Origin of the sequence: Pseudomonas sp. A6 (assembly GCF_052367875.1) — a bacterium.
Classification (GTDB): Bacteria; Pseudomonadota; Gammaproteobacteria; order Pseudomonadales; family Pseudomonadaceae; genus Pseudomonas; species Pseudomonas citronellolis.
The window spans coordinates 4,683,645-4,698,552 of sequence record NZ_CP198970.1 but is presented as its reverse complement, the minus strand read 5'-3'; the positions used below and the strand labels follow the sequence as shown (position 1 = coordinate 4,698,552).

The window sequence follows — 14,908 nt, the reverse complement described above, 5'->3', positions numbered from 1 at the left end:
CGCCATGAAACCGCTGCGCATGCTGGCGCTGTTCCTGCTGTCCTGCCTGCTGTGCGCCGGAGCCCGGGCCTCGGTGCTGGCGCAGACGCCGCTGTTCGTCAGCAACATCGCGCCGCCGATGAACATGCTGGTGGTCGGCCGCGACCAGAAGCTCTATTTCCCGGCCTACAACGACGCCTCGGACATCGACGGCGACGGCCAGTTGGACATCTACTACAAGCCGAGCATCGACTACACCGGCTATTTCGACTCGTACAAGTGCTACAGCTACGACAGCAGCAACAACGTCTTCGTCCCGAAGAGCGTCACCAGCACCAAGAAATGCAGCAGCCAGTGGAGCGGCGACTTCCTCAACTACCTGACCATGTCGCGCCTGGACGTGCTGCGCAAGGTGCTCTACGGCGGCTACCGCTCCACCGACAGCGCCACCGCCACGGTGCTGGAGCGCGCCTTCATCCCCAACGACGCGCACAGTTGGGGCAAGGAATACAAGAGCGTCGCCCGCGACGGCTACAACATCGCCGACTACGCGCCGCTGAGCGTCCCGGACAGCAGCAAGTACATCCTCTTCGCCAACACCTCGCGGCCGGCCAGCGGCACGTCCACGCTGACCGGCTACAGCAGCAGCGCCGTGCCCAAGCTGCGGGTGATCAGCAATACCAGCTACCGCATCTGGAACTGGGTTTCGCGGGAGGACCCGCAGGCCACCAACACCATTTCCTCCAGCACCAGCGTCACCCCCAGCCCGGACATGACCGTGCGCGTGCAGGCCTGCGTCAGCGGCCTGCTGGAAAGCAACTGCGTGCAGTACGGCAGCGTCTACAAGCCCACCGGGGTGCTGCATGACTACGGCGCCTCGAACAAGATGTACTTCGGCCTGATGACCGGCACCTATACCAACAACCTGCGTGGCGGCGTGCTGCGCAAGGCGCCGGCCAGCTTCGGCGATGAATACACCGCCAGCACCGGGCGCTTCCTCACCGATTCCACCAGCGGCACCGGCTGCCTGAACTCGCGCTGCTACGTGAACAACAGCGGCATCGTCGCCAACCTCGACCGCCTGGTGTACTACCAGCGCTGCAGCAGCGGCACCCTGCTCAACCCGCTGACCAACGGCAGCTGCCCGGACTGGGGCAACCCGCTGGGCGAGATGGCCTACGAGGCCCTGCGCTACTACGCCGGCAAGGCGCTCAACGGCAACTATGCCTCGGGCAGCATCGACACCGCGCTCGGGTTGTCCAGCGTATCCACCTGGAGCAACCCCTACTCGACCTATCCGTCGTGCACACGGCCGTTCATGACGCTGATGAGCGACATCAACCCCAGCTACGACTCGGACGTGCCCGGCAGCACCCTGGGCAGCGACGTGAAGCCCACCGACGACATCGGCTTCGACTTCGCCACCCTGGGCGCCACCCTGTGGAGCAAGGAGGTGGGCGCCAGCGCCAAGGTCAACATCGGCGAATCCTCCGGCACCACCAACGACTCGGCGCCCACCGCCAAGTCCGCCAGCAGCTTCGCCAGCATCCGCGGCCTGGCCGAGGAGCCGACGCGCCAGGGCAGCTACAGCACCGCCGCGGTGAGCTACTTCGGCAGCCAGACGGTGCTGACCACTGCCGGCTCGAACAAGGTGCAGAGCTTCTCCATCGCGCTGTCCTCGACCTTGCCCAACATCAAGATCACCACCAGCAAGGGCAGCCTCAAGCTGGTGCCCTTCAGCATGGACGTGACCCAGGGCGTGGTCAGCCAGATCACCGGCTTCTACATCGACACCCTGACCAAGGACAGCAGCGGCAACATCAGCACCATCACCTTCCGCGTGGTCTACGACGACTCGGCCCAGGGCAGCGACTACGACATGGACGCCATCGTGCTCTACACGGTGACGGCCAACAGCGACGGCACCGTGTCGGTCACCTCCAAGACCGAATATTCGGTGGCCTCCTACGAGTCGCACATGGGCTACACCATGTCCGGCACCACCAAGGACGGCGTCTACCTGGAGGTCACCGGCGGCGGCAGCGGGACCACGCGCTACAAGCTCGACACCCCGGACGGCAAGTACCCCGGCGACTGCTCGGCGACCAACGCCAACTGCAGCTACCTGCCGGGCCTGGCGAACAACAGCGCGAGCATCAGCGGGCGCTCCGACTCGCACACCCGCACCTTCACGCCATCCACCTCCACCGCCGTCACCACCCTGCAGGACCCGCTGTGGTACGCCGCCAAGTACGGCAAGAGCGACCTCAGCACCTGGGATACCGACGGCGACGGCACCCCGGACAACTACTTCCTGGTGAGCAACCCGAGCAAGCTGGCCAGCCAGCTGAAGTCGGCCTTCGACGACATTCTCCAGCTCAACACCTCGGTCACCGCGGTGGCGGTGGACTCGCAGTCGCTGGACGACGGCGACTACGTCTATAGCACCAACTTCAGTTCCAGCGACTGGACCGGCGACCTGATCAAGAAGCAGAAGGTCAAGAGCACCTCCAGCAGCGGCGCCACCAGCACGACCACCACCACCCTGTGGAAGGCCTCGGCGCAGTTGCCCAGCAGCCGCAACATCTACTTCGCCAAGAACGGCAGCCTGACCTCGTTCACCTGGGCCAACCTCAGCAGCGCCCAGCAGACCACGCTCAACCGCACCGCCGCCGGCGTGGTCGACAGCAAGGGCTCGACCCGCGTGGACTTCCTGCGCGGCAGCAACACCAGCTTCCGCAGCCGTTCCTCGCTGCTCGGCGACATCGTCAACTCCTCGCCGGTGCTGGTCAGCGGCGCCGACTACATTACCGCGCGGGCCGACGCCCTGGAAGGCAGCACCAGCTACGCCACCTACGCCAGCGAGCAGGCCGCCAAGCCGTCGGCGGTCTACGTCGGCGCCAACGACGGCATGTTGCATGCCTTCAACGCCAGCACCGGAGCCGAGCTGTTCGCCTTCATCCCCAGCGCGGTGATCGCCAACCTGAACATCCTCACCGCCAGCGACTACGGCCAGGACGAAGGCACCGAGCACCGCTACTTCGTCGATGGCACTCCGGTGGTGGCCGACGTCTACTACGGCTCGGCCTGGCACAAGGTGCTGCTCGGCAGCCTCGGCGCCGGCGGCCGCGAGGTGTTCGCCCTGGACATCACCGACCCGGCATCGCCGAGCCTGCTCTGGGAGTTCACCAGCGACAACGACTCCAGCCTCGGCTACACCGCCGCCAAGCCCAGCATCGCCCGCCTGCACGACGGCAAGTGGGTGGCCCTGGTGCCCAACGGCTACGAGAGCGGCAGCAACAGCGCCTCGCTGCTGATCATCGACATCCAGAGCGGCACCCTGCTGAAGAAGATCACCGCCACCCCCAGCCTGACCACCACCGACACTGGCGCGATCGACAGCCTGGCCAACGGCCTGTCGCGGCTCTACGTGGCCGACGTGAACAGCGACGGCATCGCCGACTACGCTTATGCCGGCGACCTGCTGGGCGACCTCTGGCGCTTCGACCTGATCGACACCAGCGCCAGCAGCCCGCTCACCGCCAGCGCCGCCGACGCCAAGTTCGCCGTGGCCTTCGGCGGCAATCCGCTATACGTGGCGCGCAACGCCAGCAACGTGCGCCAGCCGATCACCGCGGCGCCGAGCCTGGTCGAGCACCCCAGCGGCACCGGCTACATCGTCGCCTTCGGCACCGGCCGCTACCTGACCACCTCGGACAAGACCTCCACCGCCACCCAGAGCGTCTACGGCATCTGGGACCGCAAGACCGCCGGCGAAGCCACCAGCGCCTCGCTGACCGCGGCCAGGACGCGCAGCGACCTGCAACAGCAGACGCTGACCGCCGGCACCACCGACGGCACCACCACCTACACCCTGAGCGAGAGCGACGTCACCTGGTACGACAGCAGCGGCAACACCGCCGACGCCAACGTCGCCACCTGGGGCTGGTACTTCGACTTCCCGCGCACTGGCGAGCGGCTGATCTACGACATGACGCTGTACGGCTCCAGCCTGATCTTCGCCAGCTCCACGCCGCAGACCGGCACCTGCGCCGCGGGGTTGTCCGGCACCGTCTACGCGGTGGACCCGGAGAGCGGCGGCAAGACCGACTACAACGTCTTCGACCTGAACAGCGACGGCACCTACGAGTCGATATCCGGCTTCGTCACCGACGGCGGCGACATCACCCTGTCCGGCGGCTACACCTGGGGCAACTCCGAAAATACCCTCGACGGCGTGGCCACCAACACCGGCACGGTCAGCGGCCGGCGCAGCTGGCAGGTGCTGCCGAGCGATTCCAACTGAAAGGGCCAGCGATGAAACCTGCACAGCGAAGCCGCGGCTTCACCCTGATAGAAATGATGATCGTCGTGGTCATCCTGGCGATACTCGCGGCCATCGCGCTGCCCAGCTACCAGAAGTACGTGCTGCGCAGCCACCGCGCCGAAGGCCAGGCGCTGCTCAGCGAGGCCGCGGCGCGGCAGGAGCGCTACTTCGCGCAGAACAACAGCTACGCCAGCAGCGCCGCGGCGCTGAACATGACCAGCTACGTCGCCAGCCTGCAGTACTACGGCCTGGCCATCTCCAACGTCAGCGCCTCGACCTACACCCTGACCGCCACGGCCACCGGCAGCCAGGCCAGGGACAGCGAATGCCTGACGCTCACCCTCGACCAGGCCGGCACCCGCGGCGCCACCGGCACCGGCACGGCCAGCAGCTGCTGGCAATGAGCCGGGGCGAAAGCGTGCGATAAGCGAACACTGCGCCACAGGTCGAATTGCGCCGCCCGCCTTCCGGCCTTTAGGGTGGCCGGACGCTACGCGGGCCAGCCGTCCCCGATCCGGGGTGGCCCGCACGACCGTCCATCTCTGCCGGGCCCCGCCATCCCGGCCCCGGCATAGACTGGACGGGCACGAGCCGCGACGAAGAGCGCGGACGACAACAACAAGAGTGAGTGCCTGTATGGAGAACCTGCTGAGCGAGCGCAGCCGGGTATTCGAGCGAGCCGACCCCTACGCGGTGTCCGGCTACGTCAACCAGCACGTCGGCAACCACGCCCTGCGCATGCCCGCCCACGGCCGCCCCGAGGCCAGCCTCAACCACCGCAAGTTCGCCAGCCTCGACCTCTGCCGCATCCGCTACGGCGCCGCCGTGCGCGTCACCTCGCCGGCGCTGGAGACCATCTACCACCTGCAGGTGCTGCTGCACGGCCACTGCCTGTGGCGCGGCCAGGGCCGGGAACACTACCTGGAGCCCGGCGAGCTGCTGCTGATCAACCCGGACGATCCGGTCGACCTGACCTACTCGGACGACTGCGAGAAATTCATCATCAAGATCCCCACCGCGGTGCTCGAAGGCATCTGCGCCGAACAGCGCTGGGCCCACCCGCGCCAGGGCCCGCGCTTCACCGAGAGCCGCTACCGCCTGGGCGAGCTGGAAGGCTTCGTCAACCTGCTGGGCATGGTCTGCATGGAAGCCGAATCCAGCGAGCGCCTGCCGCGCATCGAGGAGCACTACCAGCAGATCGTCGCCAGCAAGCTGCTGACCCTGCTGCAGACCAACGTCAGCCGCGAATGCCTGGCCGCGCCCATGGCCTGCTTCGAGCGCATCGACGACTACATAGGGCGCAACCTGCGGCAGGACATCGACATCGAGGAACTGGCCCGCCAGGCGAAGATGAGCCTGCGTTCGCTCTACGCCCTGTTCGAACGCCACGCCAGCGCCACCCCGCGCCAGTACATCCGCCAACGCAAGCTCGAACGCATCCGCGCCTGCCTCGCCGACCCCAGCTGTAACGTGCGCAGCGTCACCGAGCTGGCGCTGGACTACGGCTTCCTGCACCTGGGGCGCTTCTCCGAAAGCTACCGCCAGCAGTTCGGCGAACTGCCGTCGGAAACCCTCAAACGCCGCGGCTGAGCCCGAGCGGCTCCTCGCTCTTCGCTCTTCGTAGGAGCGAGCTTGCTCGCGAACGGAGTTTGCCGGGGGCGTAGGTGCTGGGTTCAAGAGCGCCCTCTCCCCAACCCTCGGCTGCGCGCCCCGCCCTGAAGGGAGAGGGGGCTGTCCTGAGTGAAGGGAGAATCCTGAGTCATCCTGGAACCTCTAACTCAACCCCGTCATTCCCGCGAACGCGGGAATCCAGTGACGGGCGGTTCGCGAGCAAGCTCGCTCCTACGAAAAGCAAAAGCAAAAGCGCGTTTGCTCTGGGACTTCCAGGGAAATATCCGCGCACTCCGAAACGCCCCTTCAGAAGGCCGAACGAAACCCGCGCTCAGGAGGTCATGCGACATGGATGTCGCGAGAGCCCCGCGGGCTACAGGGACGTACCCTCGGGGCGGGCCTCCGTGGCGGGGGAATTCGCGAGGGTAGCCCGGCTTCATCGGGCCCGTATGTTGGGGCAAGCCTTTTTGGTTCCTTTTGTGGCGTTTGACAAAAGGGACTCGCCCGAGGGGGCGAAACAAGAAACATCCGAGCACGCCGAAGCGGCGCAAACACACCCAAACAAGACGTCTCTGGGTTCCCGCGTTCGCGGGAATGACGAAGGTGGGGGTGAGGTGCGAGGGCAGGATCAAGCCCCCCATAAGCCCCCCGAAACACCCCGCAACCCCCCCCTGCAAAAACCGGATAACGCTCTGCACAAAGCGGATATTCCCCCCGCCCACCCAGCCCTAACCTGAGCCTGCCTGAACAATAACAACGGAGGCCCCGGCCATGACCCTGGGTATCGACTACTTGCGTTCCCTGCTTGAAGAAGACCCCGCCAAGGGCGTCTACCGCTGCAAGCGCGAAATGTTCACCGACCCGCGCCTGTTCGAACTGGAGATGAAGCACATCTTCGAAGGCAACTGGGTCTACCTCGCCCACGAAAGCCAGATTCCCGAGAAGAACGACTTCCTGACCACCCTGATCGGTCGCCAGTCGATCTTCATCGCGCGCAACAAGGATGGCGTGCTCAACGCCTTCCTCAATGCCTGCAGCCACAAGGGCGCCATGCTCTGCCGGCATAAGTCGGGCAACCGCTCCAGCTACACCTGCCCGTTCCACGGCTGGACCTTCAACAACTCCGGCAAGCTGCTCAAGGTCAAGGACCCGGCCGAGGCCGGCTACCCGTCGAGCTTCAACTGCGAAGGCTCCCACGATCTGACCAAGGTCGCCCGCTTCGAGTCCTACCGCGGCTTCCTCTTCGGCAGCCTCAACCCCGACGTGCGCCCGCTGGTGGAGCACCTGGGCGAGTCGGCGAAGATCATCGACATGATCGTCGACCAGTCCCCCGAAGGCCTGGAAGTGCTGCGCGGTTCCTCCACCTACATCTACGAAGGCAACTGGAAGCTCACCGCCGAGAACGGCGCCGACGGCTACCACGTCAGCTCCGTGCACTGGAACTACGCCGCCACCCAGAACCAGCGCAAGCAGCGCGAGGCCGGCGAGGAAGTGAAGACCATGAGCGCCGGCGGCTGGGCCAAGCACGGCGGCGGCTTCTACTCCTTCGAGCATGGCCACATGCTGCTCTGGACGCGCTGGGCCAACCCCGAGGACCGCCCGGCCTTCGAGCGCCGCGAGCAGCTCGCCGCCGACTTCGGCCAGGCCCGCGCCGACTGGATGATCCAGAACTCGCGCAACCTCTGCCTGTACCCCAACGTCTACCTGATGGACCAGTTCAGCTCGCAGATCCGCATCGCCCGGCCGATCGACGTCAACCGCACCGAAATCACCATCTACTGCATCGCGCCGAAAGGCGAGAGCCTGGAGGCCCGCGCCCAGCGCATCCGCCAGTACGAGGACTTCTTCAACGTCAGCGGCATGGCCACCCCGGACGACCTGGAGGAGTTCCGCTCCTGCCAGCAGGCCTACCAGGGCAGCGCCGACGGCTGGAACGACATGTCCCGCGGGGCCGCGCACTGGATCGACGGCGCCGACGCCGCCGCGCAGGAAATCGACCTGCACCCGCAGCTGTCCGGCGTGCGCACCGAGGACGAAGGCCTGTTCGTGCTGCAGCACAAGTACTGGCTGCAAGCGATGAGCGAAGCCCTGGTCGCCGAAGAAGCCAAGCGCATTCCGCTCGAGGAGGCCGTGTGATGAGCCGCTACGAAACCGTCCGCGACTTCCTCTACCGCGAAGCCCGCTACCTCGACGACAAGGACTGGGACGCCTGGCTGGAGCTGTACGCCAGCGACGCCAGCTTCTGGATGCCGGCCTGGGACGACCGCGACGAGCTGACCCAGGACCCGCAGCGGGAAATCTCGCTGATCTGGTACGGCAACCGCGGCGGCCTGGAAGACCGCGTGTTCCGCATCAAGACCGAACGCTCCAGCGCGACCATGCCGGACACCCGCACCTCGCACAACATCGGCAACATCGAGGTGCTGGGCGAGGAAGACGGCATCTGCCAGGTGCGCTTCAACTGGCACACCCTGAGCTTCCGCTACAAGACCACCGACAGCTACTTCGGCACCAGCTTCTACACCCTCGACCTGCGCGGCGAGAACCCGCTGATCAAGGCGAAGAAGGTGGTCCTGAAGAACGACTACGTCCGCCAGGTCATCGACATCTACCACATCTGAGGTGGCCGCCATGAGCTATTCGATCGCACTGAACTTCGAAGACGGCGTCACCCGCTTCATCGACGCCAACCCCGACGAAACCGTCGCCGACGCGGCCTACCGCCAGGGCGTGAACATCCCGCTGGACTGCCGCGACGGCGCCTGCGGCACCTGCAAGTGCTTCGCCGAAGCCGGCCGCTACGACCTGGGCCAGGACTACATCGAGGACGCGCTGAGCGAGGAAGAAGCCGAGCAGGGCTACGTGCTGACCTGCCAGATGCGCGCCGAAAGCGACTGCGTGGTGCGCGTGCCGGCGGCCTCGGACGTCTGCAAGACCCAGCAGGCCAGCTACCAGGCGGCCATCAGCGAGGTGCGCCAGCTGTCCGAGAGCACCATCGCGCTGTCGGTCAAGGGCGAGTCGCTGAGCAAGCTGGCCTTCCTGCCGGGGCAGTACGTCAACCTGCAGGTGCCGGGCAGCGGCCAGAGCCGTGCCTACTCCTTCAGCTCGCTGCAGAAGGGCGGCGAGGTCAGCTTCCTGATCCGCAACGTGCCCGGCGGGCTGATGAGCAGCTTCCTCACCAGCCTGGCCAAGGCCGGCGACAGCCTGGAGCTGGCCGGCCCGCTGGGCAGCTTCTACTTGCGCGACATCAGGCGCCCCTTGCTGCTGCTGGCCGGCGGCACGGGCTTGGCGCCCTTCACCGCGATGCTGGAGAAGATCGCCGAGCAGGGCAGCGAGCACCCGCTGCACCTGATCTACGGGGTGACCAACGACTTCGACCTGGTGGAACTGGACAAGCTCGAAGCCTTCGCCGCGCGCATCCCCAACTTCAGCTTCAGCGCCTGTGTGGCCAACCCCGAGAGCAGCTACCCGCACAAGGGCTACGTCACCCAGCACATCACGCCTGCGCACCTCAACGAAGGCGAGGTGGACATCTACCTGTGCGGCCCGCCGCCGATGGTCGAGGCGGTGAGCGCGTACATCCGCGAGCAGGGGATCACGCCGGCGAATTTCTACTACGAGAAGTTTGCGGCTAGTGCGGCGTAAGCGCACTTCGTAGGAGCGAGCTTGCTCGCGAACAAGCCCCGCTGCGGAATCCATTCGCGAGCAAGCTCGCTCCTACAGCACCCCTTGAGCCCGTGAGGTAGCCATGAACAGATTCCCCCACAAAGTCGCCCTGGTCACCGGCGCCGCCCAGGGCATCGGCCGCCGCGTCGCCGAGCGCCTGGCGCAAGAGGGCGCCCGCCTGGTCGCCGTGGACCGCTCCGAGCTGGTCCACGAACTGCAGGACGAACTCGGCCGGCACGCCGAAGTGCTGACCCTCACCGCCGACCTGGAGCAATTCGCCGAAGCCCAGCGTGTGGTCAACGAAGCCGTGCAGCGCTTCGGCCGCCTGGACATCCTGGTCAACAACGTCGGCGGCACCATCTGGGCCAAGCCCTTCGAGCACTACGCCGAGCATGAGATCGAAGCCGAAGTGCGCCGCTCGCTGTTCCCCACCCTGTGGTGCTGCCGCGCCGCCCTGGTGCCGATGCTGGAGCAGGGCGCCGGCGCCATCGTCAACGTCTCCTCCATCGCCACCCGCGGCGTCAACCGCGTGCCCTACGGCGCGGCCAAGGGCGGGGTGAACGCGCTGACCGCCTGCCTGGCCTTCGAGGCCGCCGAGCGCGGCGTGCGCGTCAACGCCACCGCGCCGGGCGGCACCGAGGCGCCGCCGCGGCGCATCCCGCGCAACGCCGCCGAGCAGAGCCCGCAGGAGAAGGTCTGGTACCAGCAGATCGTCGACCAGACCGTGAACAGCAGCCTGATGAAGCGCTACGGCAGCATCGACGAACAGGTCGGCGCCATCCTCTTCCTGGCCTCCGACGAAGCCTCCTACATCACCGGCGTGACCCTGCCGGTAGGCGGTGGCGACCTGGGTTGAACCACGCACATTCGTAGGATGGGTTGAGCCGAAGGCGATACCCATCGCCCGGCATTGATGGGTATCGCTGCGCTCAACGCCATCCTACGTAAAGACGGACCGCCCACGACGCGGTCCCCAACGGCTTCTCGCACAACAACAAAAAAGAGAGTGATGCCATGCGGAAAATCGACGTACACGAGGTCATCGACAACGCGCGCTTCGGCCGCTTCCACTGGATGGTCATGGCCTGGTGCGCCTTGCTGCTGATCTTCGACGGCTACGACCTGTTCATCTACGGCGTGGTGCTGCCGGTGCTGATGAAGGAGTGGGGGCTGACCCCGCTGCAGGCCGGCGCCCTGGGCAGCTATGCGCTGTTCGGTATGATGGCCGGCGCGCTGTTCTTCGGCCCGCTGGCCGACAAGGTCGGGCGCAAGAAGGGCATCGCCATCTGCTTCGTGCTCTTCTCCGGCTTCACCGTGGTCAACGGCTTCGCCAGCAACCCCACGCAGTTCGGCATTTGCCGCTTCATGGCCGGCCTCGGTATCGGCGGGCTGATGCCCAACGTGGTGGCGCTGATGAACGAATATGCGCCGAGGAAGCTGCGCAGCACCCTGGTGGCGGTGATGTTCAGCGGCTACTCGCTGGGTGGCATGCTCTCCGCCGGCGTGGGCATCTACATGCTGCCGCGCTTCGGCTGGGAGGCGATGTTCTTCGCCGCGCTGCTGCCGCTGCTGATGCTGCCGCTGATCCTCTGGCAGCTGCCGGAGTCGGTGGGCTTCCTGCTACGCCAGGGGCGTACCGAACAGGCCCGCGCCATCCTCCGCCGCATTTCCCCGGAAACCACCCTGGAGGAGGCCGCCGATCTGCACCTGGGCGAGAGCAAGCCGCAGGGCGCGCCGGTGCTTGAGCTGTTCCGCGAGGGCCGCGCGCTGCGCACCCTGATGCTCTGGGTGGCGTTCTTCTGCTGCCTGCTGATGGTCTACGCGCTCAGTTCCTGGCTGCCGAAACTGATGGCCAACGCCGGCTACAGCCTGGGTTCGAGCCTGTCGTTCCTGCTGGCGCTGAACTTCGGCGGCATGTTCGGGGCCATCTTCGGCGGCTGGCTGGGCGACCGCTTCAACCTGCCCAAGGTGGTGGCGCTGTTCTTCGTCACCGCCGCCGTTTCCATCACCCTGCTGGGCTTCAATACGCCGATGCCGGTGCTCTACCTGCTGATCGGCATCGCCGGGGCCACCACCATCGGCACGCAGATCCTGCTCTACGCCACTGCCGCGCAGTTCTATGGCCTGGCCATCCGCTCCACGGGCCTGGGCTGGGCCTCGGGCATCGGCCGCAACGGCGCCATCGTCGGCCCGCTGCTGGGCGGCTCGCTGCTGGCCATCGAGCTGCCGCTGCACCTGAACTTCATGGCCTTCGCCATCCCTGGCGCGCTGGCGGCCCTGGCCATGTACCTGGTCAGCCGCAGCGAGCGGGTGGTCGCGCCCCTGGCCGAAGCCCAGGCCTGAACCGACAACGGAAGGGCGGGGCCGGCCACTCCGGCGCCCGCCGCAGGCTTCCGCGCTGACGGGAGCCAAGGAGGGAACACTATGCAACGCAGAGATTTCATGACCGGTGCCGCGGCCTTGTCCGCCGGCTTGCTGCTCGGCAGGAACGCGCTGGCCGCCAGCGTGAAGCAAGGGCAGGCAGCGCTCGCGCTGCCGGATGCGCCGCTGTGGCAGTGGCAGGCCAGTGAGCTGGCCGCCGGCATCGCCAGCGGCGCCATCAGCAGCCGGGAGGCGGTGGAAAGCTGCCTCGGGCGCATCGCCGAGGCCAACCCCGGGCTCAAAGCCGTGGTCCACGAGATGCGCGACGAGGCCCTGCGCGCGGCGCAGCGCGCCGACCAGCGGCGGGGTAGCGACGCGCTGCCGCCGCTGCACGGGGTGCCGGTCACCGTCAAGATCAACCAGAACGTCGCCGGCCAGCCCAACACCAACGGGATTCTGGCGCGCCGCGACAACATCGCCGCCGACAACAGCCCGGTGGTGCAGAACCTGCTGGACAACGGCGCGGTCATCATCGGCCTGACCAGCACGCCGGAGTTCTCCTTCCGCTGGTACACCGAAAGCCCGCTGTACGGCCGCACGCTGAACCCCTGGCGCGCCGACATCACCCCAGGCGGCTCCAGCGGCGGCGCGGCTTCGGCCGTGGCCGCGGGCATGTGCCCGATCGCCCACGGCAACGACATCGCCGGCTCCATCCGCTACCCGGCCTATGCCTGCGGCGTGGTCGGCCTGCGCCCCAGCGTCGGACGCATTCCCACCGGGCTCGGCCTGGGCTTCGCCGGGCAGCAGATATCCACCCAGGGCCCGCTGGCGCGCAGCGTGGCCGATGCGCGCCTGGCGTTCCTGGCGATGGCCAGCAGCGGCGGCGCCGACCCCAACTGGGTGAGCCCCGTGGCGGCGCCCGAGGCGCGCGAGAAGCGGGTGATCGGCCTGGTCAACGAACTGCCCGGCATCCCCCTCGACGCTTCGGTGCGGGACAACCTGGCGGCGGTGGCGAAGATGCTCGAGGACGCCGGCTACCGCGTCGAGCCGGTGAGCCTGCCGGACCACGAGCTGGCCACCCAGACCTGGCTGCGCATCGTCATGACCGAGATCCGCCTGCAGCTGCTGCCGGTCATGCGGCGCGAGGGCAGCGAGGCGCTGCAGGCGGCCGTGCAGGGCATGCTGGAGGTGACGCCGGAGACCGGCCTGGACGAATACGTCGTGGCGCTGGCCACCCGCAACAACCTGCGGGTGAAGTGGCGCGCGCTGTTCCAGCGCTACGACGCGCTGATTGCCCCGGTGTCCGCCAGCGCGCCGCTGCCCTGGGGCCTGGATGCCCAGGGCGGCGCGGCCATGGCGCGGATCATGCGCCAGCAGGCGATCCTGATGAGCGTCGCGCTCAGCGGCCTGCCGGCGCTCAGCGTACCCAGCGGCCTGCAGGGCGAGCGCCTGCCGGCCGGCGTGCAGGTCATCGCCGACCACTACCGCGAGGACCGCTGCTTCCAGGTGGCCGCCGTGATCGAGGCGGCGGCGCGGATGCCGCGCGCCTATCCGACCGGGCCCGCCTGAGCGCCCATGCCAGACGACAACAACAATGAAGAGGCATGACCCGATGCACATAAGCGAAACCCGGGCCCGGCGCTTCGCCGGCCCCCTGGCGCTGCTGGCGCCCTTCACCGCCGAACTGGCCCTGGCCGACGAGCGCCGCTTGCTCGAAGACAGCTCGCTGGTGCTGAACACCCGCCACTGGTACTCCCATGAAATCGCCCGCAAGGACAGCTACTTCCGGGTGCCCGACGACGAGGGCGGGCGCCCGGTGCGCGACCGCGTGGCCTGGCTGCAGGGCCTGAAGCTCGACTACCGGTCCGGTTACAGCCAGGGCGAGCTGGGCCTGGGCATGGACTTCTCGCTGTACGGCGCGGTGGCCCTGGAACGCAGCCGCGAAGCGGTGGCCGGCGGCAGCACCCGCCTGCTGGTGGAGCGCGACGGCGAGGTGGTGGACCAGTGGGGCAAGGTGGGCATCGCCGCGCTCAAGCTGAAAGCCGGCGCAACCGAGGCGAAGCTCGGTCGCCAGCAGGTTCGCACGCCGGTGATGAGCTACGCCGACACCCGCACTCTGCCGGCCTCCTTCGATGGCTTCTCGCTGCAAAGCTATGACCTGCCTGGGCTGACCTTCAAGGCCGGGCACTTCCAGCGCGCCACGCCGCGCACCGGCGCCGGCAGCCAGGACCTGAGCCTGACTTTCACCACGCGCCTGGTGGAAAGCGACTGGATCGCCTATGCCGGCGGCGACTACCGCCTCGGCGAGCGGGGCCGGGCCAGCCTCTACCTGTCGCGCTTCGACGACGTCTGGGACCGCACCTACGCCGGCTGGGCGCAGCGCTACCGCCTGGGCGAGCTGGACCTGGGCCTGCGCCTGGACTTCTACGACACCCGCTCCAGCGGCCGCGAGAACGCCGGGCGCATCAGCCAGCGGGCCTACGGCGCGAGCGTCGCGCCGGGCTACGCCAACCACACGTTGAAGCTGGCCTTCCAGCAGATCAATGGCGACGAGTACTTCGACTTCCCCGCCGAGTCCAACGCCTTCGACCTGCCCAACGCCATGCTCTCGTACTACAACGGGCCCAACGAGCGCTCCTTCCAGGTCAGCTACGGCACCGACTGGACGCCCTACGGCCTGCCGGGGTTCAAGAGCCTGCTGTGGTACGTGAAGGGCTGGGGCATCGACGGCAGCGGCTATAACGGCGGCCCCCGCGCGGCCTACAACTCGGTGCTGGGGCAGAAGGGCGAGAGCCACTACGAGGTCGGCGGCCTGCTCAGCTACGCCGTGCAGTCCGGGCCGCTGCGCGGCGTCGGCCTGTCGACCGGCTACATCTGGCACCGCGCCAGCGCGGGGCAGATCGAGGGCAACCTGGAGGAGTTCCGCCTGATCATCGACGCGCCCCTGAGGCTGCTCTGAGTGGC

The 14,908-nt window shown here is 67.5% G+C and carries 10 protein-coding genes; all 10 read left to right on the top strand.

The genetic code is table 11. From position 1 onward, the window contains the following. Positions 1 to 4: 4 nt before the first annotated feature. Positions 5 to 4,285 (top strand): pilus assembly protein, encoded by a 4,281-nt coding sequence (locus tag ACTWJ5_RS20470; RefSeq protein ID WP_444436420.1) that lies wholly within the window; start codon positions 5 to 7, stop codon positions 4,283 to 4,285. Positions 4,286 to 4,296: 11 nt separating this feature from the next. After that, a complete protein-coding gene (locus ACTWJ5_RS20465) occupies positions 4,297 to 4,710 on the top strand; it encodes a type IV pilin protein (RefSeq protein WP_009619290.1) in 414 nt (137 codons plus the stop codon). 232 nt (positions 4,711 to 4,942) lie between these two features. Then, positions 4,943 to 5,896 (top strand): AraC family transcriptional regulator, encoded by a 954-nt coding sequence (locus ACTWJ5_RS20460; protein WP_253392883.1) that lies wholly within the window; start codon positions 4,943 to 4,945, stop codon positions 5,894 to 5,896. Positions 5,897 to 6,688: 792 nt separating this feature from the next. Further along, positions 6,689 to 8,053 (top strand): benzoate 1,2-dioxygenase large subunit, encoded by a 1,365-nt coding sequence (gene benA / locus ACTWJ5_RS20455; protein ID WP_444436419.1) that lies wholly within the window; start codon positions 6,689 to 6,691, stop codon positions 8,051 to 8,053. Continuing rightward, positions 8,053 to 8,538, top strand: a complete 486-nt coding sequence (benB, locus tag ACTWJ5_RS20450; RefSeq protein WP_444436418.1) for a benzoate 1,2-dioxygenase small subunit — start codon at positions 8,053 to 8,055, stop codon at positions 8,536 to 8,538. Before benA ends, benB begins: the two co-directional genes overlap by 1 nt. Positions 8,539 to 8,548: 10 nt before the next feature. Further along, a complete protein-coding gene (benC, locus tag ACTWJ5_RS20445; protein ID WP_116424916.1) occupies positions 8,549 to 9,562 on the top strand; it encodes a benzoate 1,2-dioxygenase electron transfer component BenC in 1,014 nt (337 codons plus the stop codon). Positions 9,563 to 9,665: 103 nt separating this feature from the next. Continuing rightward, on the top strand, positions 9,666 to 10,439 hold the full coding sequence (locus ACTWJ5_RS20440) for a 1,6-dihydroxycyclohexa-2,4-diene-1-carboxylate dehydrogenase (RefSeq protein ID WP_116424917.1): 774 nt from the start codon (positions 9,666 to 9,668) through the stop codon (positions 10,437 to 10,439). A gap of 158 nt (positions 10,440 to 10,597) precedes the next feature. Next, the gene (locus ACTWJ5_RS20435) at positions 10,598 to 11,926 is read left to right on the top strand and encodes an MFS transporter (RefSeq protein ID WP_444436417.1); all 1,329 of its coding nucleotides are present in this window, start codon (positions 10,598 to 10,600) and stop codon (positions 11,924 to 11,926) included. Between the two features lie 81 nt (positions 11,927 to 12,007). Continuing rightward, complete coding sequence (locus tag ACTWJ5_RS20430; RefSeq protein ID WP_444436416.1) at positions 12,008 to 13,513, top strand: amidase; 1,506 nt, start codon at positions 12,008 to 12,010, stop codon at positions 13,511 to 13,513. Positions 13,514 to 13,556: 43 nt separating this feature from the next. After that, positions 13,557 to 14,903 carry an OprD family outer membrane porin gene (locus ACTWJ5_RS20425; protein WP_444436415.1) on the top strand — a complete coding sequence of 449 codons (1,347 nt, stop codon included), beginning with the start codon at positions 13,557 to 13,559 and terminating at the stop codon, positions 14,901 to 14,903. Positions 14,904 to 14,908 lie beyond the last annotated feature (5 nt).